The 24704-nt window shown below is 68.7% G+C and carries 28 protein-coding genes; 9 read left to right on the top strand and 19 right to left on the bottom strand.

What is annotated here, in order from left to right:
* Positions 1 to 3: 3 nt before the first annotated feature.
* The 5 genes from AWC18_RS13560 to AWC18_RS13580 all read right to left on the bottom strand — a co-directional run bounded on the left by AWC18_RS13560 (position 4) and on the right by AWC18_RS13580 (position 4500).
* Positions 4 to 873 carry an ABC transporter permease gene (locus AWC18_RS13560; protein ID WP_076049326.1) on the bottom strand — a complete coding sequence of 290 codons (870 nt, stop codon included), beginning with the start codon at positions 871 to 873 and terminating at the stop codon, positions 4 to 6.
* A 1-nt stretch (position 874) separates the two neighbouring features.
* Positions 875 to 1612 (bottom strand): MlaE family ABC transporter permease, encoded by a 738-nt coding sequence (locus AWC18_RS13565; RefSeq protein ID WP_109470366.1) that lies wholly within the window; start codon positions 1610 to 1612, stop codon positions 875 to 877.
* A gap of 333 nt (positions 1613 to 1945) precedes the next feature.
* Entirely contained in the window at positions 1946 to 3535 is a 1590-nt protein-coding gene (gene fadD5 / locus AWC18_RS13570; RefSeq protein ID WP_064997984.1) for a fatty-acid--CoA ligase FadD5, read from the bottom strand.
* A 20-nt stretch (positions 3536 to 3555) separates the two neighbouring features.
* Positions 3556 to 3996, bottom strand: coding sequence for an SRPBCC family protein (locus tag AWC18_RS13575; protein WP_046320410.1), 441 nt, complete (start codon positions 3994 to 3996; stop codon positions 3556 to 3558).
* A 36-nt stretch (positions 3997 to 4032) separates the two neighbouring features.
* A complete protein-coding gene (locus AWC18_RS13580; protein ID WP_064997983.1) occupies positions 4033 to 4500 on the bottom strand; it encodes an acyl-CoA thioesterase in 468 nt (155 codons plus the stop codon).
* Positions 4501 to 4514: 14 nt separating this feature from the next.
* On the opposite strand from AWC18_RS13580, the gene AWC18_RS13585 reads away from it, so the two are divergent.
* Complete coding sequence (locus tag AWC18_RS13585; RefSeq protein ID WP_085139053.1) at positions 4515 to 5630, top strand: alcohol dehydrogenase catalytic domain-containing protein; 1116 nt, start codon at positions 4515 to 4517, stop codon at positions 5628 to 5630.
* Here AWC18_RS13585 and AWC18_RS13590 read toward each other — a convergent pair.
* Genes AWC18_RS13590 through AWC18_RS13620 form a run of 7 tightly spaced genes read right to left on the bottom strand, consistent with a single transcriptional unit; the run spans position 5611 to position 12031 of the window.
* Complete coding sequence (locus AWC18_RS13590; RefSeq protein ID WP_420093337.1) at positions 5611 to 7113, bottom strand: flavin-containing monooxygenase; 1503 nt, start codon at positions 7111 to 7113, stop codon at positions 5611 to 5613. The two genes, AWC18_RS13585 and AWC18_RS13590, sit on opposite strands and share 20 nt — an antisense overlap.
* The gene (locus AWC18_RS13595) at positions 7095 to 7826 is read right to left on the bottom strand and encodes an SDR family NAD(P)-dependent oxidoreductase (protein ID WP_085139055.1); all 732 of its coding nucleotides are present in this window, start codon (positions 7824 to 7826) and stop codon (positions 7095 to 7097) included. The genes AWC18_RS13590 and AWC18_RS13595 overlap by 19 nt, the downstream gene beginning before the upstream one ends.
* The gene (locus AWC18_RS13600; protein WP_085139056.1) at positions 7823 to 8572 is read right to left on the bottom strand and encodes an HpcH/HpaI aldolase family protein; all 750 of its coding nucleotides are present in this window, start codon (positions 8570 to 8572) and stop codon (positions 7823 to 7825) included. Before AWC18_RS13600 ends, AWC18_RS13595 begins: the two co-directional genes overlap by 4 nt.
* A complete protein-coding gene (locus tag AWC18_RS13605) occupies positions 8569 to 9537 on the bottom strand; it encodes a zinc-binding dehydrogenase (RefSeq protein WP_085139057.1) in 969 nt (322 codons plus the stop codon). Before AWC18_RS13605 ends, AWC18_RS13600 begins: the two co-directional genes overlap by 4 nt.
* Before the next feature lie 3 nt (positions 9538 to 9540).
* Complete coding sequence (locus tag AWC18_RS13610; protein ID WP_085139100.1) at positions 9541 to 10716, bottom strand: cytochrome P450; 1176 nt, start codon at positions 10714 to 10716, stop codon at positions 9541 to 9543.
* 50 nt (positions 10717 to 10766) lie between these two features.
* Positions 10767 to 11483, bottom strand: a complete 717-nt coding sequence (locus AWC18_RS13615; RefSeq protein ID WP_085139058.1) for an NIPSNAP family protein — start codon at positions 11481 to 11483, stop codon at positions 10767 to 10769.
* Positions 11483 to 12031 (bottom strand): hypothetical protein, encoded by a 549-nt coding sequence (locus AWC18_RS13620; RefSeq protein ID WP_085139059.1) that lies wholly within the window; start codon positions 12029 to 12031, stop codon positions 11483 to 11485. Before AWC18_RS13620 ends, AWC18_RS13615 begins: the two co-directional genes overlap by 1 nt.
* Before the next feature lie 115 nt (positions 12032 to 12146).
* Here AWC18_RS13620 and AWC18_RS13625 point away from each other — a divergent pair, with 115 nt between their 5' ends.
* Positions 12147 to 12842, top strand: coding sequence for a DUF427 domain-containing protein (locus AWC18_RS13625; RefSeq protein WP_085139060.1), 696 nt, complete (start codon positions 12147 to 12149; stop codon positions 12840 to 12842).
* Here AWC18_RS13625 and AWC18_RS13630 read toward each other — a convergent pair.
* Positions 12837 to 13739, bottom strand: a complete 903-nt coding sequence (locus tag AWC18_RS13630) for an acyl-CoA thioesterase (RefSeq protein WP_085139061.1) — start codon at positions 13737 to 13739, stop codon at positions 12837 to 12839. The genes AWC18_RS13625 and AWC18_RS13630 overlap by 6 nt on opposite strands.
* Before the next feature lie 87 nt (positions 13740 to 13826).
* Between AWC18_RS13630 and AWC18_RS13635 the strand changes: the two genes are divergently transcribed.
* The 3 genes from AWC18_RS13635 to AWC18_RS13645 all read left to right on the top strand — a co-directional run bounded on the left by AWC18_RS13635 (position 13827) and on the right by AWC18_RS13645 (position 16137).
* The gene (locus tag AWC18_RS13635; RefSeq protein ID WP_085139101.1) at positions 13827 to 14687 is read left to right on the top strand and encodes an SMP-30/gluconolactonase/LRE family protein; all 861 of its coding nucleotides are present in this window, start codon (positions 13827 to 13829) and stop codon (positions 14685 to 14687) included.
* The gene (locus AWC18_RS13640) at positions 14684 to 15490 is read left to right on the top strand and encodes a thioesterase family protein (protein ID WP_085139062.1); all 807 of its coding nucleotides are present in this window, start codon (positions 14684 to 14686) and stop codon (positions 15488 to 15490) included. The genes AWC18_RS13635 and AWC18_RS13640 overlap by 4 nt, the downstream gene beginning before the upstream one ends.
* 110 nt (positions 15491 to 15600) lie before the next feature.
* Positions 15601 to 16137, top strand: coding sequence for a TetR/AcrR family transcriptional regulator (locus AWC18_RS13645; RefSeq protein ID WP_064997973.1), 537 nt, complete (start codon positions 15601 to 15603; stop codon positions 16135 to 16137).
* On the opposite strand, the gene AWC18_RS13650 is transcribed toward AWC18_RS13645, so the two are convergent.
* Positions 16134 to 17471, bottom strand: a complete 1338-nt coding sequence (locus tag AWC18_RS13650; RefSeq protein WP_109560088.1) for an FAD-binding oxidoreductase — start codon at positions 17469 to 17471, stop codon at positions 16134 to 16136. The genes AWC18_RS13645 and AWC18_RS13650 overlap by 4 nt on opposite strands.
* Positions 17472 to 17546: 75 nt before the next feature.
* Between AWC18_RS13650 and AWC18_RS13655 the strand changes: the two genes are divergently transcribed.
* Positions 17547 to 18446 (top strand): alpha/beta hydrolase, encoded by a 900-nt coding sequence (locus AWC18_RS13655; protein ID WP_085139063.1) that lies wholly within the window; start codon positions 17547 to 17549, stop codon positions 18444 to 18446.
* 113 nt (positions 18447 to 18559) lie between these two features.
* Here AWC18_RS13655 and AWC18_RS13660 read toward each other — a convergent pair whose 3' ends face one another.
* The gene (locus tag AWC18_RS13660) at positions 18560 to 19207 is read right to left on the bottom strand and encodes a TetR/AcrR family transcriptional regulator (protein WP_046285376.1); all 648 of its coding nucleotides are present in this window, start codon (positions 19205 to 19207) and stop codon (positions 18560 to 18562) included.
* A 134-nt stretch (positions 19208 to 19341) separates the two neighbouring features.
* Between AWC18_RS13660 and AWC18_RS21170 the strand changes: the two genes are divergently transcribed.
* A complete protein-coding gene (locus tag AWC18_RS21170; protein ID WP_109470502.1) occupies positions 19342 to 19485 on the top strand; it encodes a hypothetical protein in 144 nt (47 codons plus the stop codon).
* Positions 19486 to 19589: 104 nt separating this feature from the next.
* Entirely contained in the window at positions 19590 to 20405 is an 816-nt protein-coding gene (locus AWC18_RS13665; RefSeq protein ID WP_085139103.1) for a tyrosine-protein phosphatase, read from the top strand.
* 26 nt (positions 20406 to 20431) lie between these two features.
* Here the strand turns inward: AWC18_RS13665 and AWC18_RS13670 are convergent, their stop codons facing one another.
* The 3 genes from AWC18_RS13670 to AWC18_RS13680 all read right to left on the bottom strand — a co-directional run bounded on the left by AWC18_RS13670 (position 20432) and on the right by AWC18_RS13680 (position 22998).
* Positions 20432 to 21292 carry an SDR family oxidoreductase gene (locus AWC18_RS13670; protein ID WP_064999897.1) on the bottom strand — a complete coding sequence of 287 codons (861 nt, stop codon included), beginning with the start codon at positions 21290 to 21292 and terminating at the stop codon, positions 20432 to 20434.
* Between the two features lie 123 nt (positions 21293 to 21415).
* Positions 21416 to 22354: a class I SAM-dependent methyltransferase gene (locus AWC18_RS13675; RefSeq protein WP_085139064.1), complete on the bottom strand. Its 939-nt coding sequence runs from the start codon at positions 22352 to 22354 to the stop codon at positions 21416 to 21418.
* Between the two features lie 71 nt (positions 22355 to 22425).
* Positions 22426 to 22998: a TetR/AcrR family transcriptional regulator gene (locus AWC18_RS13680; protein WP_234806524.1), complete on the bottom strand. Its 573-nt coding sequence runs from the start codon at positions 22996 to 22998 to the stop codon at positions 22426 to 22428.
* Between the two features lie 187 nt (positions 22999 to 23185).
* Here AWC18_RS13680 and AWC18_RS13685 point away from each other — a divergent pair, with 187 nt between their 5' ends.
* Positions 23186 to 23764, top strand: coding sequence for a TetR/AcrR family transcriptional regulator (locus AWC18_RS13685; protein ID WP_085139066.1), 579 nt, complete (start codon positions 23186 to 23188; stop codon positions 23762 to 23764).
* On the opposite strand, the gene AWC18_RS13690 is transcribed toward AWC18_RS13685, so the two are convergent.
* A complete protein-coding gene (locus tag AWC18_RS13690) occupies positions 23751 to 24677 on the bottom strand; it encodes a DNA-3-methyladenine glycosylase family protein (RefSeq protein ID WP_085139067.1) in 927 nt (308 codons plus the stop codon). The two genes, AWC18_RS13685 and AWC18_RS13690, sit on opposite strands and share 14 nt — an antisense overlap.
* Positions 24678 to 24704: the final 27 nt, after the last annotated feature.

A 24704-nucleotide genomic window follows, 5' to 3' on the forward strand; every position in this document is an offset into this window, starting at 1 on the left:
GCGTCACATCGTTAGGTTGAAGTTGGGGTCGACGCCGTAGAGCGCCAACGCTGCGAGCAACACGACGGTGGGCACCGTGATCAGGGACAGGCGCATCGACTGGCCCACGGCGGCGCCGACGCCGACCGGACCGCCACTGGCGTTGAAGCCGTAGTAGCAGTGCGTGACCATGACCACCACCGCGATCAGGATGGTCTCGATGAACGACCAGAACACATCGTCTGGTCGTAGGAATGTTCGGAAGTAGTGCTCGTAAGTACCCGACGACTGCCCGAAGAACAACGTGGTGACGATCTGCGGTGCGGCGAACGCCATGATCAGCGCCAGGGCGTACAGCGGGATGATCACGGTGAATCCGGCCACCACCCGGGTCGACACCAGGTAGGCAATCGAGTTGATGCCCATCACCTCGAGGGCGTCGATCTCCTCGCTGATGCGCATCGCGCCCAGTTCGGCGGTCGCGCCGGCGCCGACCGTCGCAGCCAGGGCGATACCGGCGTTGACCGGGCCGACCACGCGGACGTTGACCAGGGCCGCGGCGAAACCGGTGTAGGTCTCCACGCCGATGTTGCCCAGCGACGTGAAGCCCTGGATGGCGATAAGCGAGCCGCCGGCCAGCATCACGAAGCCCATGATGGCGACGGTGCCGCCGATCACGGCCATGGCGCCGGTGCCCATGCCCAGTTCGGCGACCAGGCGCAGCGTCTCGGTGCGATACCGGCGCAGCGCCCAGGGAATCTGCCGGAGGGCCGTTACCGAAAACCAGCCGAGCGCACCGCTGCGTTCGAGCCCGCGGCCGGCCATCCCGACGTAGCGCTGGTAGTTCGCAACCAGCCCGGGAAAGCGGCCCCGAACAACTGTCGATGTCGACATGTCAGGTCCCCGTTCCGAACTTCACGCCGATGGTGGTCAGCACCACGTTCACGGCGAACAACGCGAGCACGCACAGCACGACTGTTTCGTTCACCGCCGTGCCCAGGCCCTTGGAGCCGCCGCGGACGGTGAGCCCCCGGTAGCAACCGACTAAGCCTGCGATAAGTCCGAACACGCTGGCTTTCACCGTCGAGATGATGACCTCGGGCAGCCCCGTGAGCAGAGTCAAGGTGGACAGGTAGGCCCCGCCCGACACGTTCTGCAGGTAAACGCCGAACAGGAAGCCTCCGGTCAGGCCGATCACGATCACCAAGGCGTTGAGCAGCAGGGCCACCACGGTCGCGGCGATCACCCGGGGCACCACCAGCCGATGGATCGGATCGATGCCGAGCACTTCCATCGCGTCGATCTCTTCGCGGATGGTGCGGGCGCCCAAGTCGGCGCAGATCGCGGTGGACCCGGCGCCGGCGACCACCAGCACGGTCACCAGTGGGCCCAGCTGGGTGACGGCGGCGATGCCCGCGCCGGCACCCGACACGTCGGCAGCACCGAACTGCGCCAACAGAATATTGAGTGTGAAGACCAGCAGCACGGTCAGCGGAATGGCGACCGCGATGGTCGGAATGATGGCGACGCTGGTGATGAACCAGCCCTGCTGCACCGTCTCACGCCATTGGAACGGCCGTACGAAAAGCGCGCGTGCCGTCAGCGCACACATGCGGAAGAATCCGCCGACCATGACCAGCGGCGGCAGGACCCGATCCCGGAGGAAGTCGGTGACGCGGGGACGTGCTGGAGCCGTCACTCCACCCCCCTCACCAGAAATCCCGCCGCACGACTCAGCAAGGAACCGCGTCGCACAGTGTCTTCTCCCGTCCGTCGATCAGCGAGACCCGCGTCACCTTAGCGACCCGAAGTGCCCTTGGCGACCCTCGGACCATACCTGATGACTCCGTGAGAAGGGCGTCGAACGGATCGAACCCACAGGGGGTTCCTACCGGAGAGTAACGTGCCGCCACCTCACCCCTCGGCCTTTCCGGCGGCATGGCTTGCGACTCTTGTCGATCGAGGCCTACGCGGATCCCGGAGCCGCCCCGTAAGTGGCCCGCAGTTCGGTCTTGAGCACCTTTCCGGCCGGGTTGCGCGGCAGGGCCTCGACGACCTCGAGGGCCTTGGGGTGCTTGTAGCGCGCCAGCCGCTGAGTCAAGAAGTCGTCGAGGTCGGCCAGCGTCAAGCCGTCGCGGGACAGCGCGGCGACCGCGATCGGCACCTCGCCCCAGCGCTCGTCCGGGCGACCGATGACGGCCACCTCGGCGATGTCGGGGTGGTCGGCCAGTGCGTTCTCCACTTCGGCGCAGTACACGTTCTCGCCGCCGGAGATGATCATGTCCTTCTTGCGGTCGACCACCCACACGTAGCCCTCTTCGTCCATCCGCACCAGGTCACCGGAGTGGAACCAGCCCCCGGCGAAGGCCTCGGCGGTGGCCTCGGGTTTGTTCCAGTAGCCGCTCATCAGGGTGGGCGCCCGGTAGACGATCTCGCCCACCTCGCCGACGGGGACGTCGTTCATCTCCTCGTCGACGACTCGGGCCGAGACCGTCGGGATGACGGTTCCGACCGAACCGCGCTTTCTGGTGGCGTCCTCACCGAGCAGGATGCAGGTCACCGGGGACATCTCCGTCTGCCCGAACGCGGCCAGGATCTTGGTGCCGGGGAAGGTCTCCGCCATCTCCCGCAGCAGGGCGTCGGAGGCCGGTGCGGCTCCCCACGACATGGTCCGCAGACAGATGTCACGCGGGTTGGCCCGCTGCTCGGCGCAGACAGCCTGCCACTGGGCGGGGACCAGAAAGATCCCGGTGACCCGCTCGGCGGCCAGCACATCGAGCAGCTGCGCGGCATCGAAGGCGCCGAGTGGGTTGATGACGGTCGGGATGCCCAGCCACATGCCGGGCAGCAGGTTGCCCACCCCGGCGATGTGGAAGAACGGCACCCCGATGAAGGCCACGTCGGAGGTGCCGGTCCCCGAGGTGTGCAGGGCGGTCATCGTCTGGCCGACCAGGTTGGTGTGAGTCAGCACCGCTCCCTTGGGCAGACCGGTGGTGCCCGAGGTGTACATGATCAGGGCCGGCGAGTCGTTCGGGATGTCCACCGGCTCGTGCGGCTCGCCGGTCTCGCTGATCAGTTCTTCGTAGCCGATCAGACCCGCATCGCTGTCACTGGGAGCGCCGGCGACCACCACCGTCTCCAGCAGATCGGTCAGCCCCCGCACACCGGTGGCGATCGGCACCAGCGCCGGTTCGGTGATCAGCACTCGGGCTTCGCAGTCGGTGACCAGGTAGGCGATCTCGGGCGGAGTCAGCCGGAAGTTCACCGGAACGGCGATCCCGCCCAGCATGTTCGCGGCCAGCACTGCCTCGACGAACTCGGTGCGGTTGAGCATCAGGATCATCACCCGGTCACCGGCGCGCACCCCGCGGCGGCTCAGGGCATCGGCCAGCGCGCCGACCCGCGCACGCAACTGCGACCAGGTGGTGGTCTGGCCCAGGAATCGCAGGGCCGGGGCATCCGGCTGCATCAGCGCGTGCCGGTCCAGCTGGTTGACCCAGTTCTGTCGACGAGCCCGGTAGGGCTGCTCGGCGGGATCGACGGGTTCGTGGCTCAATTCGGTTCTCCCGCTTCGTGCTAGCCCGCAGCCAGTGCTTCGGCGCGGCGTTTGAGATTGTCAGCCAGATAGTCCAGGGCGTTGTTGAACGCCTTCTTGAGCATCGGTTTGGGCACCGACATCTCCGTCTCGACGTTCATGTCGACGGTGAGCAGCGTGGTCGGGCCGATCTCCACCACCGAGAACAGCTGCTCCTGCTTGCTGAACAGGTCGCCCTGCTGCAGGACGGTCTGGATCTGGGTCTCACTGGGGTAGTAGACGGCCTGGATGAAGGTGCCGTCGAACCCGGAGTAGGAGGCGTCCAGCCGCAGCTGGCTGGGCCGGCCGTCGTCGTAGCGGGCCAGCACCCAGATCCCCTTGACCTCTTCATTCCACTGCGGGTACGCCTCGAAATCGGCAACGATCCCCATGATGGTTGCGGCGTCGGCGGCGACTTCGACGGTCTTGCTCACGAGCGGCACCCGCCGAGCATAGCCACCGGCGCGCCAGCCGCCGCGCTAAACCTGGGCGGTGGCCAACAGCGCGCGAATACCGTCGGGGATCGGCACCGGCCGCCGGGTGGTGCGGTCGACGTAGACGTGCACCCAATGCCCGAGTGCGGCCAGGGGTACGGCGCCGGCATCCCCCGGGGCCCGGAACAGCGCGAGCCGATAGGTGACGCTGCTGCGGCCCAACCGGGTGACGGCCAGCCCCACCGCGAGCCGCTCCGGGAAGGCGAGTTCGCCCAGGAAGCGGCACCCCGATTCGGCGACCACCCCCAGCTCCGGCGTCGCGACCGGGTCGATGTCGACATGTTCGGCGATCCAGCCGTTGATCGCGGTGTCGAACAGTTGGTAGTACACCGCGTTGTTGAGGTGGCCGAACATGTCGTTGTCGGCCCAGCGGGTCAGCACCGGCCAGTGCACCGGGAAGTCCTGGCTGGTCAACCCTTCCGGCGCGGGCGGAACCGGTGCGTGGCCACTCATGGTTGTATTCCAGCATGACCACCATCCGCGGGGCGGTGCTGGAGCGGATCGGGGCGCCGCGCCCCTATGCCGTCTCGCGCCCGCTGACGGTGACGCAGCTGGAGCTGGCCCCGCCCGGTGAGGGCGAGCTGCTGGTGCGGGTGGAGGCCGCCGGGGTGTGTCACTCCGACCTATCGGTGGTCGACGGCAACCGGGTGCGTCCGGTGCCGATGCTGCTCGGCCACGAAGCCGCGGGCATCGTCGAAGAGGTCGGCGCCGGGGTCACCGCGGTGCGGCCGGGCCAGCGTGTGGTGCTGACCTTCCTGCCCCGCTGCGGCCACTGCGCGGCGTGCGCCACCGACGGCCTGGCGCCGTGCGAGCCCGGCAGCGCCGCCAACGGCGCGGGCACCCTGCTCGGCGGGGGGATGCGGCTACATCGCGCCGACCAGGCCGTCTACCACCACCTCGGGGTCTCCGGGTTCGCCACTCATGCGGTGGTGAGCCAGACCAGCGTGGTCCCGGTGCCTGATGACGTGCCGCCGACGGTGGCCGCCCTGCTGGGCTGTGCGGTGCTGACCGGCGGCGGCGCCGTGCTCAACGTCGGCCGTCCGGCGCCGGGCGACACCGTGGCGGTGGTGGGGCTCGGCGGAGTCGGCATGGCCGCGGTGCTCACCGCGCTGGCCCACGACGGCGTGCAGGTCATCGCGATCGACCGCCTGCCGGACAAGCTGGCCGCCGCGACCGCGCTGGGCGCTGCGCTCACCTACACCCCGCAGCAGGCGCTCGACGCCGGCGTGCGCGCCCCGGTGGTGATCGAGGCCGCGGGTCATCCCGCCGCGCTCGAGACGGCGATCGGGCTGACCGCGCCGGGTGGGCGCACCATCACCGTCGGCCTACCGCCGCCGGATGCCCGCATCAGCGTGTCCCCACTGGGTCTGGTTGCGCAGGGCCGCGCGCTGATCGGCAGCTATCTGGGCTCGGCGGTTCCCGCGCGCGACATTCCGCGGTTCGTCGGGCTGTGGCGAGCCGGCCGGCTTCCCGTCGAGCGGCTGGTCTCGGCGACCGTGCCCCTCGAGCAGATCAACGAGGCCATGGATCAGCTCGCCGACGGCGCCGCGGTGCGTCAGATCATCACGTTCGCTGCGCACTGACGGGTTTATCCGGTTCGAAGGCGAAGTCGGCGGCCCGGAACCGTCGGGTCATGGCCCAGAAAGCGCCGGCGCTGCGCGGCCACTGGGTGACCACCCGGCCGTTGGCGGCGCGGAAGTAGTTGCTGCAGCGGGTGGTCCACACCGTGCCGTGCATCCACCGGTCGATCTTGGCGATGAAGTCGGCCAGGGCGGCGGGCCGCACCGCGACGTAGGACCTGCGGGTGCGCCGCAGGTGTTTGAGCACCCGAACGATGTAGCGCGCTTGGGCTTCCAGCACGAAGATGACGCTGTTGGAGCCGACGTTGGTGTTGGGCCCGTAGAGCATGAAGAAGTTGGGGAAGCCGGGCATCGCCATGCCCAGGTAGGCCCGCGGCCCGTCGCGCCAGGCCTGTTTGAGTGTGGTGCCGTCCTCGCCGGTCACCTCGATCTGACCGAGGTAGTCCGCGGCGGCATAGCCGGTGGCGCAGACCACCACGTCCACCTCGCATTCCGTGCCGTCCTCGGTGACCACCGATCGGGTCCGCAGCGCCCGGGCCGGGCTGGTCACCACTTCGACGTTGGGTCGGGCCAGTGCGGTCAGGTAGTCCGAGGAGAACACCAGTCGCTTGCAGCCCAACGGGTGATCGGGGGTGAGCGCCGCCCTCAGCTGATCGTCGGCGATGGAGCGCTCCAGGAGTTTTCGCGCGGTGTCGGTGAACTCGCGGGTCTTGTCGCTGCCGTGCTCGATCACCGAGATGTTCGCCTCGCTGCGCAGCCACAGACGCATCCGGTAGAGGCGCTTGGCCAACGGGATGCGGGCGAAGGCCCACCGCTCCCGTGGGGTGTAGGGGCGGTCCGGTTTGGGCAGAATCCAGGTCGGCGACCGCTGCAGCGAATACACCTTCTCGGCGACCTGCGCCAACTCCGGCAGCAGTTGCGCCGCAGTCGAACCCGTCCCCAGCACGGCGACCTTCGCACCGGCGATCGGCACCGAGTGGTCCCACCGCGCCGAGTGCATCACGGTGCCGGCGAACGGCTCTTCCTCGATCAGTTCCGGCAGCACCGGCTGGGTGAACAGCCCCACGGCGGAGACCACCACGTCGAACCGGTGCTGCGCGCCGTCGCTGCTGCTCAGACACCACTGACGCCGGTCTGGTTCCCAGCGGGCGGCGCGGATCTCGGTGCGCAGCCGCAGATGTGCGTCCAGGCCATGCTCAGCCGCGCAGCGCTCGAAGTAGGACAAGATCTCGGGTTGCTGCGACCACTGCCGCGACCAGTGCGGGTTCAGGTCGAAGGAAAAGGAGTACAGGTGTGATTTGACGTCACACGCCAGTCCCGGATACGTGTTGATCCGCCAGGTGCCGCCGACGCCGTCCTCCCGGTCGAAGATGGTGAAGTCGGCAAATCCGGCACGCCGCAACAGGATCCCCAACGCGAGCCCGCCCGGTCCGGCGCCGATGATGCCGACCGACAGTTCGCGGGTTCTCATCGGATCTGCAGGCACTGGCCGCCGTCCACGACGAGTTCGGCGCCGGTGATGAACGACGCGGCTTCCGAGACCAGGAACGCCACCGCGTCAGCCACCTCGACCGGCCGGCCGAGGCGGCCGGTCGCCGACACCGCGGCCAGCCGCTGTTGGGTGACGTCGTCGAGCATCGGTGTGGCGATCGGCCCGGGGAACACCGCGTTGACCCGGATGCCCGCCGAGACCAGTTCGGCGGCCACGGTCTGGGTCAGGCCGCGCAGTGCCCACTTGGACGACCCGTAGGCGCTGTGCTGCGGGAAGGGGCGGATCGCCCCGGTGCTGCAGGTGTTGACGATCGCCGCACCGTCGTGGCGGCGCAGTTGCTCCAATGCCGCCTGTATCCCGAGGAACGGGCCCAGGCAGTTGACCCGCCACGCCTTCTCGAAGTCCTCGGGTGTCTCGTCGGCGATCGCCGCGCGGTGCAGGGCGCCGGCGTTGTTGATCAACGCGGTCAGCGCCCCGAACCGTTCGACGGTGGTGGCCACCGCGGCTTCCCATTGCTCGGGGCGGGTCACGTCGAGCCGAACACCGATCAGTGCGTCGTCGGCTCGCGCGGTGACCGCTGCGTTGAGTTCGGCGTCGTTGATGTCGCAGGCGGCCACGGCGAATCCGTCGGCGCGCAGTCGTTGCGCGATGGCCCAGCCCTGGCCGCGGGCGGCGCCGGTGACCAGCGCTACGCGGGGCGGGCTCATCGGCCCCGCGCTTCGTCGAGATGCTCGAGCGCTCCGCGGCGCAGCGCCTGCGACTCGGCGGCCAGCGTGATCATCTGGTAGCCCAGCCCGGCCAGGGCCGCCCCCGCCGCGCCCGATCCGCCGTGGATCGCCGCGATCACGCCCGCGTGCGCTGCCGCACGCCGGATTCGCGTCATCGCCGCGAGCAGGTCCGGGTGCGTGGTGGCGTGGGCGACGTCGACACCCATCGAGATCGCCAGGTCCGCGGGGCCGACATAGATGCCGGCCAGGCCGGGAACGGCGCAGATCCGCTCGATGTCGGCCAACCCCGCGGCGGTCTCGATCATGGCGAACACGTCTGCTCGCGCTTCGAGCGCGGCCAGATCGCGGCCCAGCCCGGGCCGCAACGGCCCGAAGCTGCGGATCCCGGCCGGGGGGTAACGGGTGGCGGCCACCGCGAAGGCCGCCTGCTCGGCGTTCTCGATCAGCGCGATGATGACCGCGTCGGCCCCGGCGTCGAGCACCCGGCCGATGGCGGCGGCGTCGGTGTTGGGCAACCGGACCGCGGTCGCGATCGGCAGGTGTTCGGTGTGGCGCAGCATGGCGGCGATGTCGGCGTCGTCGAGGTAACTGTGTTGGGCGTCGAAACCCACATAGTCATAACCGGCGCGGGCGAATTCCTCCGGGCCCAGCACGGTGGGCCCGGTGACCCAGCCTCCCCAGATCGGGGCCCGGGACGCCAGTGCGGTGCGCAGCGCCGACGTCATGCGACCATCGCGATCTTGACTCGGTCCGGCACGGGTCGGGTCGCGAGCTCGAAGGCGGCCTGGGCCTCATGGCAACCGAAGACGTGAGTCACGTAGTTATCCAACAGTTCTGGATGCTGCGTGGCGAAGCGGCCGGCGGCTTCCAGCATCCGCCGCCGGTCCCGCGTCACTCCGGAGATCAACGTCAGATTGTTGCGCAGCATGGTGCGCATGCTGATCGGATAACTGTCGTCGTCGGGGACGCCGAAGTAGAACACCGTGCCGCCGGGTGCGACTGCTTCGACGGCGTGGCCCAAGGTGGCGACCTGGTGCCCCACCGCCTCGATCACGATCTCCGGGCGGTCCCCCGCCTCTAGGTGGCGCACCCAGCGGTCGCTGGTCGCCTGCACCACCGTGTCAACACCGAAGGCGCCGGCCACCTCTCGGCGATCAACCGGGTCCACCCCGGTGACGTGCCCAGCACCGGCGGCCTTGGCGACAGCGCTGAACAGCAGACCGATCGAGCCCTGACCGATCACCGCCACGTGCCGGCCGGTGAGGTCGGGCAGCTGTTCGACGGCGTAGAGCACACAGGCCAGCGGCTGCAGGCCCACGGCTTGAGCGGGCGTCAGCGCCGGGTCGTAGGTCGCCAGGCCGTCGCCGTCGCTGATCACCTGTTCCATCAGGCCGTCGAACCCCGACGCCCAGCCGACGACTCGGTCTCCGGGCCGGTGCTGCGGGTGGCGGCTGGCGATGACGTCGCCGACGATCTCGTGGATCGGGAAGCCGAGCTTCTCGGCGGCCGCGGCGCCGTCGTCACCGGGCAGCCTGCCCTGCGCGCCGCGAAAGGCCGGCATATCGCTGCCGCAGACCCCGGCGGCGACGAACTGCAGCAGCACCTGTCCCGCGCCGACCTGCTGCTCGCTGGGGTCGGGGGCCTCGATCTTCTCGAACTGATACGGCGCCACCAATCGGTATGCCCACATGTGTCAGACCTCCACCGGGATGGTGTTCCAGCCCCATTGAAAACTGGACGGCAGCCTGGTCGCACCCTCGTCGAGCACTCGGTAGTCCGGGACTCGGCGCAGCCATTCCTGCACCAGGACAGTCACTTCCAGCCGGGCCAGGTGGTAGCCGATGCAGAAGTGCTGGCCGCGGCCGAATGCCAGGGATCGTCTGATCGGCCGGTCCCACTGGAAGGCGTCGGGATCGGGGTACTCACGCTCATCGCGGTTGGCCGAGGCCAACAGGGTGATGATGCGCTGGCCGGGCTTGACCGTCGTCCCGTGCAGGGTGAACGGTTTGCGGGCGGTGCGCGCGAACCATTGCGCCGGTGCGCAGTAGCGGATCATCTCCTCGCGTGCCCGCGGCACTGTGTTGTGCGGATCGGCCCGCACCGCAGCCAGTTGATCCGGCCGTTGCGCCAGTTCCCACAGCCCGTGCGCGACGATCTTGGGCACGGTCTCGGTGCCACCGATGAAGATGCACAGCAGTTGGGTAGCCGCTTCGACGTCGTCGAGATCACTGCCGTCCGGCAGCCGGTAGGCCAGCATCCCGTCGACGATCGGCAGCTCGCCGGGGCTCTGCTCAGCCCGCCGGCGCTGCACGGCCGGGACGAGGTACTGCAGATAGTTGGGCCGTGCCGCGGCCGTGTCCACTCCGGCACCGGCCTGCGCGAGGCTGCCGGCGTTGACCGAGGCCAAGACCTCGGCGGCGCAGTCGATCGGAATGCCCAGCAGCTCGCAGACCACCTGGGCCACCACGACTCCGCCGTAATCACAGGTCAGGTCGAAGTGGCCCCGCGCAAGCAGTTCGTCGAGCCGCTGATTGGCCAGCACCCGGACCCGCTCTTCCCAGTCGGCCACCGATCGGGGCCGAAACGCCGGGGACTGCAGTCGGCGGATGTCGTCGTAGATCGGCTTGTCGAAGACGGCGTGGAAGGGCAGCGGGTGCAGCGGCGGGTCCGGGACCGGACCGCTGTTGTGGTGCGCCAGCACGTTGGCCGCCGGCAGGGTGCCCTCGGAAGCCACGAAGGTTCCGTCGCTGACGGCCAACACATCCCAGATGTCGTCGAAGCGGGACAACGCGTACAGGTCCCACTGCGGGACGTAGTACATCGGGTGCTGATCGCGCAGCACCCTGTAGTACGGCAGGGGGTCGGCCATCACCGCGGGGTCGAACGGATCGTAGGAGAACTCCGGTGCGGCAACGCTTGTCACGTGGCGTCTCGCTGCAGCGGTGACGGCTCCAAGGCCTGCAGGATGGTGTCCTCCCAGCCGTCGCGCAGGGCGGGCGCCACACTCATCCACGTCACGATCTCCGCCGGCGGGTGGTCCTTCCACGACGGGTAGTGCTCGGCGAAGCAGTCCCATCCGCCGTCCAGCGCCCAGTAGTGGATGACCTCGTTGTAGCGGAAGGTGGTGGTGAACGAACCGAGCCAGCGCTTGCCGGTGCGCTCCGACCACGGCACATACAGTCGTTCCAGCTCCCGGATGTAGTCGTCTTGGCGGCCGGGCTTGGTCTGCATGATCTCCTGGATGACCACGGTCGCGTCGAAGTCGGCCGCGCGCAGTTCTGCCAGCGTCTTGTTGTGCGGGCCCGGGTACATGATGCGGCCCTCCCCCGAGGCTCCGATGCCGGCGAGGTAGGCCGACCATTCGGCCGCGCGCTCGGCGTGGCTGCCGCCGCGGCTGCGCGCCCGCCCGATTCGGGCGTAGTCGGCGAATGCGTCGATCTCCCAGATGATCGTGACCTGCGGCCAGTGCCCGTTGTAGGGGGTGCTCTCCCACAGTCCGAACAATCGGGCGCCCAGCTCGGTCATCATCGGCTGATAGATATCGGTGAAGTTGCGGGTGAAGTCGTCGCGCAGGCCGCGACCCAGATCGATGGTCTCGTGCAGGTAGAGCAGCGTGTGGTCGTAGTGCTTGCGCATCAGCCGACCGGAACCAGGTCGGAATTGATGGGTGCACAGTGTTTTTGGTCGCTCCGGAATATCTCCGGGCCGTCCAACGGCGCGGCATCGGCAGCGGCCAGCGCTTGGCGTTTGAACGCCCGCCCCGCCACGGTGGGCCGGTGCGCCACGGTCTTGAGCCGATGACTGACCTCCAGCGGCCAGCGCCGGCCCCACAGCACGACCTCGGTCAGGCTGCTGCGCAGCGCGTGGTGCACCCGTGCGCTGATCCGGGCATCGGCGATCAGTGCCTCGGCCACCACCGCCAGGCTGTGTTCGGGCGCATCGGGGCGCGCGGCAGACAGTTCCGCCTCGAGGTCTGCCGTGGTGAGTCCCAGGATCTGCAACGGCCGCAGATCCTGGTGCGCCGGCACCAGCACCCGCACGTCCCAACCGGTCGCCGCCCGGTGATACAGCCACCCTCCGGCCGCCTGCACCAGACCGGCGACGTCGGGGGCGATGACATCGAGGCGGTAACGCAGGTTGTGGTCCGGCGCCGGGGAATCCAGGGCCGCAGCGGTACTCGTCATCGCATCATCCCAGCTCGTCGCCACGCAGCACAGTTCCAACGAGATATTACATTTGAAGCTAAATTTGTAAAGGCGAATTGGTGGAACGTGACCGACGGCGAAGGGTGCGAGTGAGATGAGTCTGGTTGCCGGGCACGGCCCCCTGAGCACCGAGCGCGCCGGCTGGTTCGCTCCGGAGATCACCGGCGCGCTGGTGTATGTCGAACCGCATCCGCGCCGCGTGCAGGCGATCCGTGGCGAGTGCACCGTGATCGACACCGAAAGCGCGCTGCTGGTGCATCGCCAGGGCCGGCCGCTGGCCTACGCCTTCCCCGCCGACGCCGTCGGCGATCTTCCACATCAGGCGCTCGCGGAGGCACCCGGCTTCGTCCAGGTCGCGTGGGACGCCGTGGACGCCTGGTTCGAAGAGGGCCGGCGGCTGGTGCACTACCCGCCGAATCCCTATCACCGGGTCGATTGCCGGCCCACTCGGCGCGCGTTGCGGGTCGAGGTTGACGGCGTGACCCTGGTGGACACCGACGACACCGTGATCCTGTTCGAGACGGCGCTGGCGCCGCGGCTGTATGTCGCCCCGGAGCACGTCCGCACAGATCTGCTGCAGGCATCGACGACGTCGACCTACTGCAACTACAAGGGCTACGCCCGCTATTGGTCCGCGGTCGTCGGGGACACCGTCGTGCCGGACGTGGCCTGGAGCTACCCGGACCCGCTGCCCGAGAGTGTGCCCATCGCTGGTCTTTTCAGCTTTGATCTGGCGCGCGTCGGCGGGTTCGCCGAACTGCCCACGCCGGCCGGGCGCCCGCGGCTATAGCCGCGAGTGCTCGGCGATCTTGTTGTCGCTGGCGCGCAGCGGCCGGATCAGGCCGTCCTGGGCGAACGAGGCGAGCAGGGCGCCGTCCTCGGTGTGCACGGTGCCGCGAACGTAGGACATGCCTGCGCCCACCTGGGTGCTTTCATGGCTGTAGAGGATCCAGCCGTCCCAGCGCACCGGTTCGTGGAAGCTCACGGTGACCGTCATGGGGGCGGTGGACACCGTCAGATGTGACTGACTGGTGCCGATCCCGGCATGTGCCCGCATGGTGGTGGAGATGCCCAGATGCCCGGTGAAATAAGCGATCAGCGCCTTGGCGAGGTCGTCGCGGGTGGGTATCGGGTCATAGTGCAGCCAGGCGTAGAGCTCCGGTGGCCCCACCTCGTCGGGGCTGTTGACGTCGACGACGTCGACCAGACGCACCTCGCGTCCGATCATCGGCATGACGCAGGGATTGGCCTGCGCCGGTGCTGCCACCTCCGGCCTCGGCAGGTGATGGGTGATCACATCGGCCGTCGGCACATCGGCGAGCACGGTGATGGTCGCGCAGCGCTTCTGGTTCTGCAGCACCGAGATCACCGCGGTGGCCGTTGATCGGCCCTCATTGACCACGTCGAGGACGTATTCCGCCGGCGGCCCCACCAGCACAGCCCGGGCGAACACCGCGTGCACCGATCGGATCGACTTGTCGCCGAAGCGCTTCGCCGCGGCGACGATGGCCTGCGCCAGCAACTGCGTGCCCTCCACGACTTGGCGCTCGTCTTCGCCGGCCAGGCCCGTTGCGCCGGTGAACCGGTCCTGTCCGTCGGCGGTCACCTCGAACAGGTCGAGCAGGCCGCTCACCGTCCATTGCGTCGTCGTTGGGGAAGTCTCGGTGGTCGGAGATGCTTCAGACATTCCGCGAGCGTGACATTTCAGCGGCATTTTGTAAAGTGGGCTCAACCGCATCCGCGGCCGCCGGACAGGAGGGCGACAGTGTTGGATATCGCCGAAACACGTTCACAGCAGGACAACCCGGGTTCCCGTTCACCCGCCGCACCACTGGCCGGCGGATTCTGCTTCGGCGAGGGGCCCCGCTGGTTCGAGGGTCTGCTGTGGTTCTCCGACATGCTCGGCGAGGCGATCCACACCGTCAACCTGCGCGGTTCGACCACCACCGTGCCCCTGCCGGGCCATACCCCCAGCGGGCTGGGGTTCCGGCCGGACGGATCGCTGCTGATCGCCTCGGCGTCTGACCGTCAGGTGCTCTGCTACGACGGCGACACGGTGACCACGCTGGTCGATCTCAGCGACCGGGTCCCCGCCGATCTGGGCGACATGGTGGTGGATGCGGCGGGCCGCTGCTACATCGGGTCGCAGGCCTATTCCGGCGGTGTGCTGGTCCGGGTCGATCCCGACGGCGGTGTGCAGCGGGTCGCTGAGGATCTCGACTTTCCCAACGGCATGGTGATCACCCCGGACGGCGGCACGCTGATCGTGGCGGAGTCCATGGGCCGTCGGCTCACCCGGTTCGCCATCGACGCCGACGGCGGACTGCACGACCGCCGGGTGTTCGCCGACGGGTTGGACGGACCCCCGGACGGTATTGCGCTGGACGCCGGCGGCGGGGTGTGGACGGCGATGACCCTGGCCAATCAGTTCGAGCGCATCACCGAGGGCGGTGTGGTGACCGACCGCATCCCCACCGGCGAGCGGGCCGCGATCGCGTGCGCGCTGGGCGGGCCGGGGCGCCGCACGCTGTTCCTGATGACCAGCCCCAGCGCCTACCCCAAACGTCTGATCGGCACCACAGACTCGCGCGTGGAGGCCGTGACCGTGGCGATTCCCGGCGCCGGACTGCCATGACCGACTCCTACTACGAGCTGCTGGACGAGGCCGATCCGCGGGGCGAGAAGTTCGCTGCCACCGATCTGGTGCGCGGTACCTGGTCGGCTCAGATTCAGCACGCCGCACCGGTTTCGGCCCTGTTGGTGCGGGCACTGGAACGCGTGGAGCCCCGCGACGACACTCGGCTCAGCCGGGTCAGCATCGACCTGTTGGGGCCCGTCCCGGTCGAGGGAGCGCTGTGGGTGCGCGGCCAGGTGGACCGGGCCGGCAGGCAGATCGAACTGGTCAGCGCCGAGATGTCGGCACTGGGCCCCGACCAGAGGCCGCGACCGGTCGCCCGCGCGAGCGGTTGGCGGTTGCAGACCGTGGACACCGGCGCGGTGCAACACGCCTCGGCTCCCCCGCTGCGGCCGCTCAGCGAAGCGCGCGGCGACGACATGAAGCAGAACTGGGACCGCAACTACGTGCACAGCCTGGACTGGCGCTGGCTGACCACACCCCTGGCCCCCGGTGCCGGCGAATCCTGGATCTCCCCGATCGTGGACCTGGTCAAGGGCGAGGCGCTGACACCGCTGCAGCGGTTGTTCGCGGTGGCCGATGACGCCAACGGGGTGGGCACCAAGCTCGACATCAGGAAGTGGACATTCCTCAACACCGACCTGGTGGTGCACGTGCATCGGATTCCCGACGGCGAATGGATCGGGATCCGCGCCGAGACCAATTACGGCCCCGACGGCATCGGGACGACGATCGGCACCCTGTTCGACGCGCAGGGCGCGGTGGCGGGCATTCAACAGTCCGTCCTGGTGCGGCGTCGTTAGTGGCGGCGGCCCGCACGTGACTTGCGGCCCGTCGCTCGCGATAATTGCCGAACGATGTCCAGGCGCCGAACCGACGTGACAGTCTCACTATCTTTTGTAAAGTTTCCACCATGACCCGCGGCACGGTGGACGCTCCCGACAGCTCGACCCGTCAGCGGATCCTCGCGGCCACTGCCGAGGTGCTCAGCCGCAACGGGCTGACCAAGCTCAGCCTGTCCGAGGTGGCGTCCCAGGCCGGAGTCTCCCGCCCCACCCTGTATCGCTGGTTCCCCTCGAAGGAAGAGCTGATCTCGGCGTTCTCGCGCTACGAGCGACACATCTTCGACAGCGGGCTGGCCCGCGCCACCGAAGGACTGCGGGGTACCGAGAAACTCGATGCCGCATTACGTTTCATCGTCGACTACCAGCACTCGTCCACCGGCGTGCGGATGATCGACGTCGAACCCAAACATGTGCTCTCCGACTTCTCCCGCATCATCGCGCCGATGCGCGAGGGCCTGCAGCGAATGCTGACCGGACCGGACGCACCGGTGAAGGCGGCCGCCGCGATTCGGATCGCCATCTCGCACTACATCATTCGCAGCGACGACTCCGATCAGTTTCTCGCCCAGCTGCGTCAGGCCGTCGGCATCAAACACCGCGACTAATCGAAGAGCACCGCGGCATTGAGATAGCCGGTCGGGTCGAACGCGGCCTTGATCCTCCGCATTGCGGCGATGTCGTCCGGCCCCCGCGACATCGCCAGGTAGGCCCGCTTGCGGCTGCCCACCCCGTGTTCGGAGCTGACGTTGCCCCCGCAGTCGGCGATCAGCTGCATCATCGCCGCATACAGGCCGGCCTCGGCGGACGCCGAGCAGCGCAGCACGTTGAAGTGCAGGTTGCCCTCGCCGATATGACCGAACAGCACCGGCAGCGCCTCGGGAGCATGCCGGCTCACCGCCGTGCTCGCCGCCACGGCGAAGCCGGCGACGGCGGCCAGGGGCAGGGACACATCGAACTTCAACGGCGGGCCGAACGCCCCCAAGACGTCGGCGATCGCCTCGCGCACCCGCCAGAGCCGCTGTTGGGTGGCATGGTCCACGCCCACCGCCGGCTCGTCGCAGCACCGCACCCGCGCCAGCAGCGCCGCCAGGCGATCGGACTGGTCGGTGTCGCCGGTGAGCTCCACCAGCAGTAGCCAGTCACCGCGCACCGGGGCGGGGATCCCGAGCCGCTCCCCGGTCAGCGCGGCGGCGCGGGCGTCCATCAATTCCAGCGTCGCGATGCCGTCCAGGTCGCGAAAGATGCGGGCCGCCTCGACCAGGTCCGCCAAGTCCGCGAAGCCGCAGACGGCCGTGATCCGATGCGCCGGGAGCGGATGCAACCGCAGATCCAGTGCGGTGATGACGCCCAGAGTTCCTTCGGCCCCGACGAACAGCGCCGGCAGGTCGTAGCCGGTGTTGTCGCTGCGCACCGCGCTGTGCCGATGCAGCAGCGCACCGTCGGGCAGCGCCACCTGCAGGCCGAGCACCTGCTCGCCCATGTTGCCGTAGTGCACGGTGTAGAGCCCGCCGGCGTTGGTGGAGGCCATGCCCCCGACCGTCGCGGTGTCCCGAGCGGTCAGGTCCACTCCGAAGACCAGCCCGGCATCCGCGGCAGCACGCTGCACCGCCGCGAGGACCGCACCCGCACCCGCACTCACCCGTCGCTCGACGCCGTCGACCTCACCGACGGTGTTCAGCCGCTCGGTGGACAGCAGCACGTCGTCGTGCTCCGGGACGGTGCCGGCCACCAGCGAGGTACGCCCGCCCTGGACGGTGACGTGCGCGCCGGCGTCGCGGCAGACCCGCAGCACCGCGGCCACTTCCTCGGGCGAGCCGGGCCGCACCAGCGCACCCGCTCGGCCCCGGTAACGGCCGGTGTAGTCGACACTGCGGCCGGCCAGCACGTCGGGATCGTCGGTGACGAAAGCCGGACCCACCACGTCGGCCAGACTCTGCACAAGGCTCCGAAACTGGCTGTGCGTCACCGCCCCGGTCACGATGCCGGTTTACCACAGACGGGGCTACCTTTAGGCATGGCTACCCGCGAAGACGTCTCGTTTCGTTCCGGCGCGGACCGCATCAGCGCCTGGCTGTACCGCCCCGAGGAGTCCGATCCGGACGGCGCCCCGCTGCTGGTGATGGCCCATGGCCTCGGGGCGGTGCGAACCATGCGACTCGATGCCTACGCCGAGCGGTTCGCCGCGGCCGGTTACGCCTGCCTGGTGTTCGACTACCGCAACTTCGGCGACAGTGACGGCGCGCCCCGCCAGCTGCTCGATGTGGGCATGCAGCTGGCCGACTGGTCCGCCGCGGTCGACTTCGCGCACACCCTGGCCGGTGTCGACCGCAACCGGATCGGCCTGTGGGGCACGTCGTTCGGCGGTGGTCACGTGATCGCCACCGCGGCGCGGCTGCCGGTGGCAGCGGCGGTGGCGCAATGCCCGTTCACCGACGGGATCGCCTCCGCCCGCACCATTCCGCCGTTGACCACCGCCCGGATCAGCCTGTTGGCGTTGCGCGATCTGGCTGCGGCCCGGCTCGGCAATCCGCCGGTGATGGTCGCGGCCGCCGGCCGTCCCGGCGAGGTCGCGCTGATGACGACGCCCGACACCTACCCGGGCTACCTGAAGCTGGTTCCGCAGGGACAGCAACTGCGCAACGAGGTCGCCGCGCGCATCGGGATGAAGATCCTGACCTACCGGCCGGGCCGGCTGGCGGCGAAGGTGGGCTGCCCGATCCTGTTCTGCGTCTGCGACACCGACTCGGTCGCCCCGCCGGGGCCGACCCTGCGCTATGCCGCCAAGGCTCCCCGCGGCACCGTCAAGCGCTACCCCGAGGGCCACTTCGACATCTACGTCGGCGACGCCTTCGAACGGGTCGTCGCGGATCAGCTGGAGTTCCTCGACCGCAACCTCAAGACCGCGGGAGCCTGAGCCCCGGGCGGCTGCGGCCCCCACTGCCGAGCCGGAATCTCGCGACGCGCCCGCCGCGTGTCGTGAAGCGTAGTTCCGGCTCGGCGAAAGGCAGGCCGGGGACGGACCGCCGCCTACACCCCCAGCGGGGATTCGACCCGGATGGTCTCGTCGCGGATCAGCCCCCGCAGCAACGCCGTGCTGAACTCGGCGGCGATCTCCTTGGCGCTGCGCCGGCCGCTGGGCCGCAACCAGCGGTAGGCGCCGAGCGTCATTCCGATGTAGCCCAACGCCAGCACGTGCGAGTCGCAGGGGTAGAACTCGCCGCTGGCGATACCGCGGTCGATCAGGCCATGCACGTGTTCGTAGACCTGGGCTTCCTTCTCCCGGATCTCGGCGACCTGCTCCTCGGTGAACCATTCGGTGATGTAGGGCTGCTCCTGGAAGTAGACCGCCGCGCCCTCGGGGTTGACCGCGATCTGGTCGAGCAGACGCACGGTGTACTGGTACAGCGCCTCGCGGGCGGTCCACGACGGGTCGTCGTGGACGGCCGCCAGGGTGCGTTCCGCGGCCTGCTGGTAGATGTCGTAGAGGATCAGCGACTTGCTGGCGTAGTAGTGGTAGACCGTCGCCTTGTTCAGTCCCACCACGTCGGCCACGTCATCCATGCGGGTGCCGTGGTAGCCGCGGGCCGCGAACAACTTGGTGGCGACCGCGAGCAACTCCTCGCGGCGAGACGGGGCCTGCGACGATCCCCCCGGCGTAGCCTTGCCGTTTGCCATGTCCACTCACTCTTCGGCCAGGCCGGTGTCATCGGCGTGTCAATCAACTGGTTGGAAGGATTCTAGGCAGTCGCCTGTTGCACCGTTGACGGGCGGACTAAAGTAGTGAGAATCCAAACTAAGGGGTTGACGACATGGGTCCTGGTTACGGTTACGATCCCAATCCGGATTACGAGCTGAGCGACGAGGCCGAGTTCTTCTTCAAGTACCTGACGTGGGGCCTCCGTGGCGTCGAGAGCGGCGGCGGCTACCCCCCGCAGAACTACCCCCCGGTCTAGACGGCCGCACCAAACCGCACCGACGGCCCCCTGATCCACCCGGATCGGGGGCCGTTTCACGTCTGGTCAGCCACGCCACAGCCGTGGTGCCCTATCGTGGCCGGGTGACCTCCCAGCCGAATCCGCCCGGGGCGTGGAATTTTCGCGATGTCTCCCAGACCACCGGCGCGCTGCGCCCCGGCCGGTTGTTCCGGTCCAGCGAACTGAGTCGCCTTGAGGATCGCGGGCGCGCAGAGCTGCTGCGACTCGGGGTGTCCGACGTAGCCGATCTGCGGTCGCCGCGCGAAGTCACGCGCCGCGGACCGGGGCTGGTGCCCGCCGGGGTGGGCATCCACCTGCTGCCCTTCCCGGACCTGGCCGGCGACCAGGCCCCCAACAGCTCGGCTCCGCACGAGGACGCGTTCCGCAAGATGATGGCCGAGAAGCCCGACGAGGAGTCCGCCGGCGACGTCGCCGCCCGCTACATGCTCGAGGAGTACCAGCGCTTCCCCACCCTCGCCGGGTCCCGCCGGGCAGTGCAGCGGGTGGTGTCGCTGCTGGCAGCAGGTCGGCCGGTGCTGGCGCACTGCTTCGCCGGTAAGGACCGCACCGGATTCGTGGTGGCGGTGGTGTTGCGCGCGGCCGGAGTGGACCGTGACGCCGTCATCGCCGACTATCTGCACAGCAATAACGCGGTGCCGGCGCTGCGGGAGCGGCTCATCGAGATCATCCGGTCCCGGCCCGAGGCGGAGATCACCCCGGAGATGTTGACCTTCACCGAAGCGCGCCTCTCCGACGAGGTGCTCGGGGTGCGCGCCGAATATCTGGAGGCCGCCGAACACTCGATCGAGAAGAACTTCGGCTCGCTGGACAGTTTCCTGACGGCCGCCGGCGTCTCTGCCGCCGACCGTGACGGGCTGCGCGGCGCGCTGCTCGGCTGAAGCAGCGCGCCGCGTCGGCGCAGCCGTTACAGCGAGAAGTTGGCCACCTTGGCCTCCGAGAGGTCGGCGATCGTCGACCACTGCGCCGCGATCTCGTCGACCGACGGTGGGTTCTCGAAGGTGGCGCCGGCGTTCTCGAACAGCGCGGTCCGCTGCACCTTGCCGCCGCCGGCGATGAACACCGAGCCGGTCTCGGCGATCTCTTCGGTGCACAGGTAGGCCACCACCGGTGCGACGTATTCGGGCTTGAGCTTGGCCAGCACCTCCGGCGGCAGGATGTCCTCGGTCATCCGGGTCGCCGCGATGGGGGCGATCGCGTTGGCCTTGATGTTGTACTTGGCGCCCTCGATGGCCAGCGTGTTGATCAGGCCCACCAGGCCGAGCTTGGCCGCACCGTAGTTGGCCTGCCCGAAGTTGCCGAACAGCCCGCTGGTGGAGGTGGCGACAACAACGCGGCCGAAGCTCTGCTCGCGGAAGTGCGGCCATGCCGCGCGCACCACGTTGTAGCCGCCGTAGAGGTGCACCTGCAGCACGGCGTTCCAGTTCTCCGCCGTCATCTTGTGGAAGGTGCCGTCGCGCAGAATGCCGGCGTTGCTGACCACGCCGTCGACCTTGCCGAACTCGTCGATCGCAGTCTGGATGATGTTGGCTGCGCCCTCGGCGTCGGCGACGCTGTCGTAATTGGCGACGGCCCGGCCGCCGGCCTCTTTGATCTCGGTGACCACCTGGTCGGCCATGTTGTGCCCGGCGCCGGTGCCGTCACGGGCCCCACCGAGATCGTTGACCACCACACTGGCCCCCTCCCGGGCCAGGGTCAGGGCATATTCGCGGCCCAACCCACCACCGGCACCGGTGACGACGACAACACGATCCTGCACTCCGGACATCAGTTTCCTTCCTCTCGACCGCCACGCTAAGAACAGACCCAGACGAGGCCTCGGGCCAACTTCCAGGCCTTCTCTGTATACGGGGGGCGGATCGAGTCCGCTATGTCGGGTCGGTATGCCGAGTCAGTTGCGCACTGCGGTGACGAACTCCGAGAACGCGTCCTCGTCGTCGGTCACCGTCCCGTCCACCCAGCGGTTCAGCCGGCGCATCTCCGCGGTTGAGGGCACCGAGGCGGCCTGCCAGCCGTGCTCGTCGAGCCATGCCCGCACTGACGCGCGGTCCTCGTCGGAGTAGATCAGATCCTGGATGTCCAGGCTCTGCGTCAGGCCGAGCGTCTCCGCGATCTTCTTGAACCGCTCCGCCATCTGCTGGCGCCGCTCATCGGAGCGGTGGTTGCCCGCGGTTTCCGCCGCGACCCGGCTCCCGGGGGCGCTGAGCGCGGTGATCTGGTCGAACAGCCGGTCCTGGGCCTCGGCGGGCAGGTACATCAACAGTCCCTCGGCGAGCCACGCGGTCGGGGCGGCGGGATCGAACCCGGCGGCGGTCAATGCGGCCGGCCAGTCCTGCCGCAGGTCGATGGCCACACTGTGGCGCTCGGCCGCCGGGGTCACGTTGTTGTCGGCCAAGACCTGTTCTTTGTAGGCCAGCACCTTCGGCTGGTCGATCTCATAGACGGTGGTGCCGGCCGGCCAGTCCAGGCGGTAGGCCCGTGAGTCCAGCCCGGACGCCAGGATTACCACCTGGCGGATGCCGGCGGCCACCGCGTCGGCGAAGAAGGCGTCGAAGAAGTGCGTCCGGACCGCCTGGTAGCTGCGCATATGATGATAGACCGCGGCGACCTCGGCGTCGATGGCCGCCACCTTGTCGACCATCGTGTCGTCGAGCAGCATCTCCCAGACCCCGGTGCCGGCTCCGGCCACCAGGAGTGCGGCGTACGGGTCATTGATCAGCGGATCGGCACTGGCGGTCTCGGACGCGCGGGCGGCGGCCACCATGACCGCCGTCGAGCCGACACTGGTGGCGATGTCCCAGGTGTCGTCGTCAGTACGGAGTGCGCTCATCGGGTTACCTCGTCTGGTCGGGCCGGTGTCGCACGCCATACTACCGATGAAAGTTAGCCGGGCTATTAACTCTATCCGTCGACTGGCTGACGCAACTGCCAGAGTTCCTGGGCCAACAGCGCCTGCAGCGTGGCGACCACCCCCGCGGTTGCGCCGGGCCTGGCGAGCAGCGCCACATAAGAGGTGATTCCCCAGAGCACGGCCAGCAGCATCTCGGTCAGCTCAGCGACCCCCGTGGTGCTGATCAGCTCTCCGCGTTCGACGGCGTCGGTGAGCGCAGCGGCCAGGAATGCCCTGGTGGGGACCTGGATCGTGCCCACCAATGATCGCAGCGCCGGGTCGCGCTGGGCATCGACGACGGCGGTCACCACGAACACCGCCACCGCGTGGTCCTCTTCACCGAGCCGGGCAAACGCCGCGACGATCGACGACAGCTGGGCCACCAGGGTCGGTTCGCGGCGCGCCTGATCGACTGCTTGATTCAACAGGGTCTCGGCCTGTGTCAGAACCGCCTGATAGAGCAATCGCTTGCTGGGAAAGTAGTGATTGATCGCTGGGCGAGTCAGCTCTGCGCGTTCCGCTATCGCCTGAAATGTTGTTGCGTGGTAGCCGAATTCGCCGAAGACCCCGCCTGCGGCGGTCACGATGCGTTCCCTGGTCACGCCGGAGCGCGCCCCACGGGGGCGCCCTACCCTGCGAAATGCCGCATCCCGCACTCAACAAGTGTGGCACGGCACGGCTGCCCCACCCAGGAAAAATAATCATTACGAAGATTTACTTAAGTCGCGGGGCAATATATGCCAACGGCTTCCAGCGAACTAAAGTCGACTTATGGCCGCTGTTCTCTCTCGACAGGCGTACTTCGAGACAGGTTTCGAGGTGCTGTCCGAGTTGGGCTACGGGGGCCTCAAGCTCGCCGAAGTGTGCAACCGGCTCGGCGTCACGACAGGCTCGTTTTACCACTACTTCACCAGTTGGCCGGTTTACACCCGTGAACTGGTTCAACACTGGCTCGATGAGCGCACGCTCCAGCACGTGGAGTTCGTCCGCGCCATACCCGACCCGCGTGAGCGCCTCGATCACCTGCTCCAGATCGGCCTGACCCTGCCGCATGGGGCCGAAGCCGCCATCCGTGGCTGGGGCTCGGCGGATGCTCGAGTGCACGCCGTACAGGCCGAGGTGGATCAGCAACGTTTCGACGTCATGTTCGAGTCGGCGCTGGAGATCCTTCAGGACAAACGTCAGGCGCAGTTGTTCGCAAGCTCGGCGCTTTACCTGTTGATCGGGTACGAGCAGGCCCAGCTGCCACGCGACGCCTCCACGTTCGAGTGGATCGCCAGCCGACTGCTCGACGCGCTCGACTCCGGCAGGTTTGCCCCCGAGACCGACGACTCGTCTACAGCGAACTGATCCGCTGCAGGGCCAGGCGCGGCCCCCGTCGTGGGCTGACCGCGAGCCCGCTCTCGATCAGCAATCGCACCACCCGGTGCCGGTGCGGCCGCATCGGCTCCATCAGTTCCACCATGGCCTCGTCGGTGAACGTCGCGTCGAGCGGAAGACCCAGCAGCGTGCGGCCGATCATCGTCGCCAGGTGATAGTCGCCGACCGACAACGCATCGGCATCGCCGAATGCGCGCTGCGTGGTCTCGGCCGCGGTCCACTCCCCGACGCCGGGCAACGACATCAGCGCCACCCTGGCTTCCGCGGCCGGGCGGGCACCCAGGCGTTCGAGGGCATCCGCACGCCCCGCACAACCGACAATGGTTCGCGCCCTGCCGCCATCGACGTTGGCGCGGTGGAACTTCCATGACGGAATGGTCCGCCAGGTGTGCGCCGACGGGGGCACCCGCATGCGCGCCGGCGCCGGACCCGGAGCCGGCGAGCCGAATTCGGTGACCAGCAGCCGCCATGCACGAAAGGCATCAACACCCGGCACCCGCTGCTCGAGCACAGCCGGGATGAGTGCCTCGAGCACCCGACCGGTGCGGCCGAGCCGCAGCTGCGGTACGCGTCGGTGGGCGGCGAGCACCGTCGGGTCGGTCGGCGCGAAGTCGGTCGCGTCGTCGTGGACACCCACCAGGCCAGGTGCCCCCTCCAGAAACTCCGCGGCACCGGCTCCCCAGGCCACGCAGTCCACCACGTTGGGGGCCGTCTGGACCAGGCGTGCTGTCAGCGGCCCGCTGGGCATCAGGCTGGTTCGCCAGACGGCGCCGTCAACCACCTGCAGGCATGGGTCGCCCGGCCCGCGGCGCAGCGGGCCCAGCGCCAGCGCGAGGCTGACCGGACCGGGAAAAGTGATGGACCGGCAGAGCGAATTACTGATGACGCGATCATAAGGACCGGCTGTTCG

The organism is Mycolicibacter nonchromogenicus, from assembly GCF_002101775.1.
Taxonomy (GTDB): Bacteria; Actinomycetota; Actinomycetes; order Mycobacteriales; family Mycobacteriaceae; genus Mycobacterium; species Mycobacterium nonchromogenicum.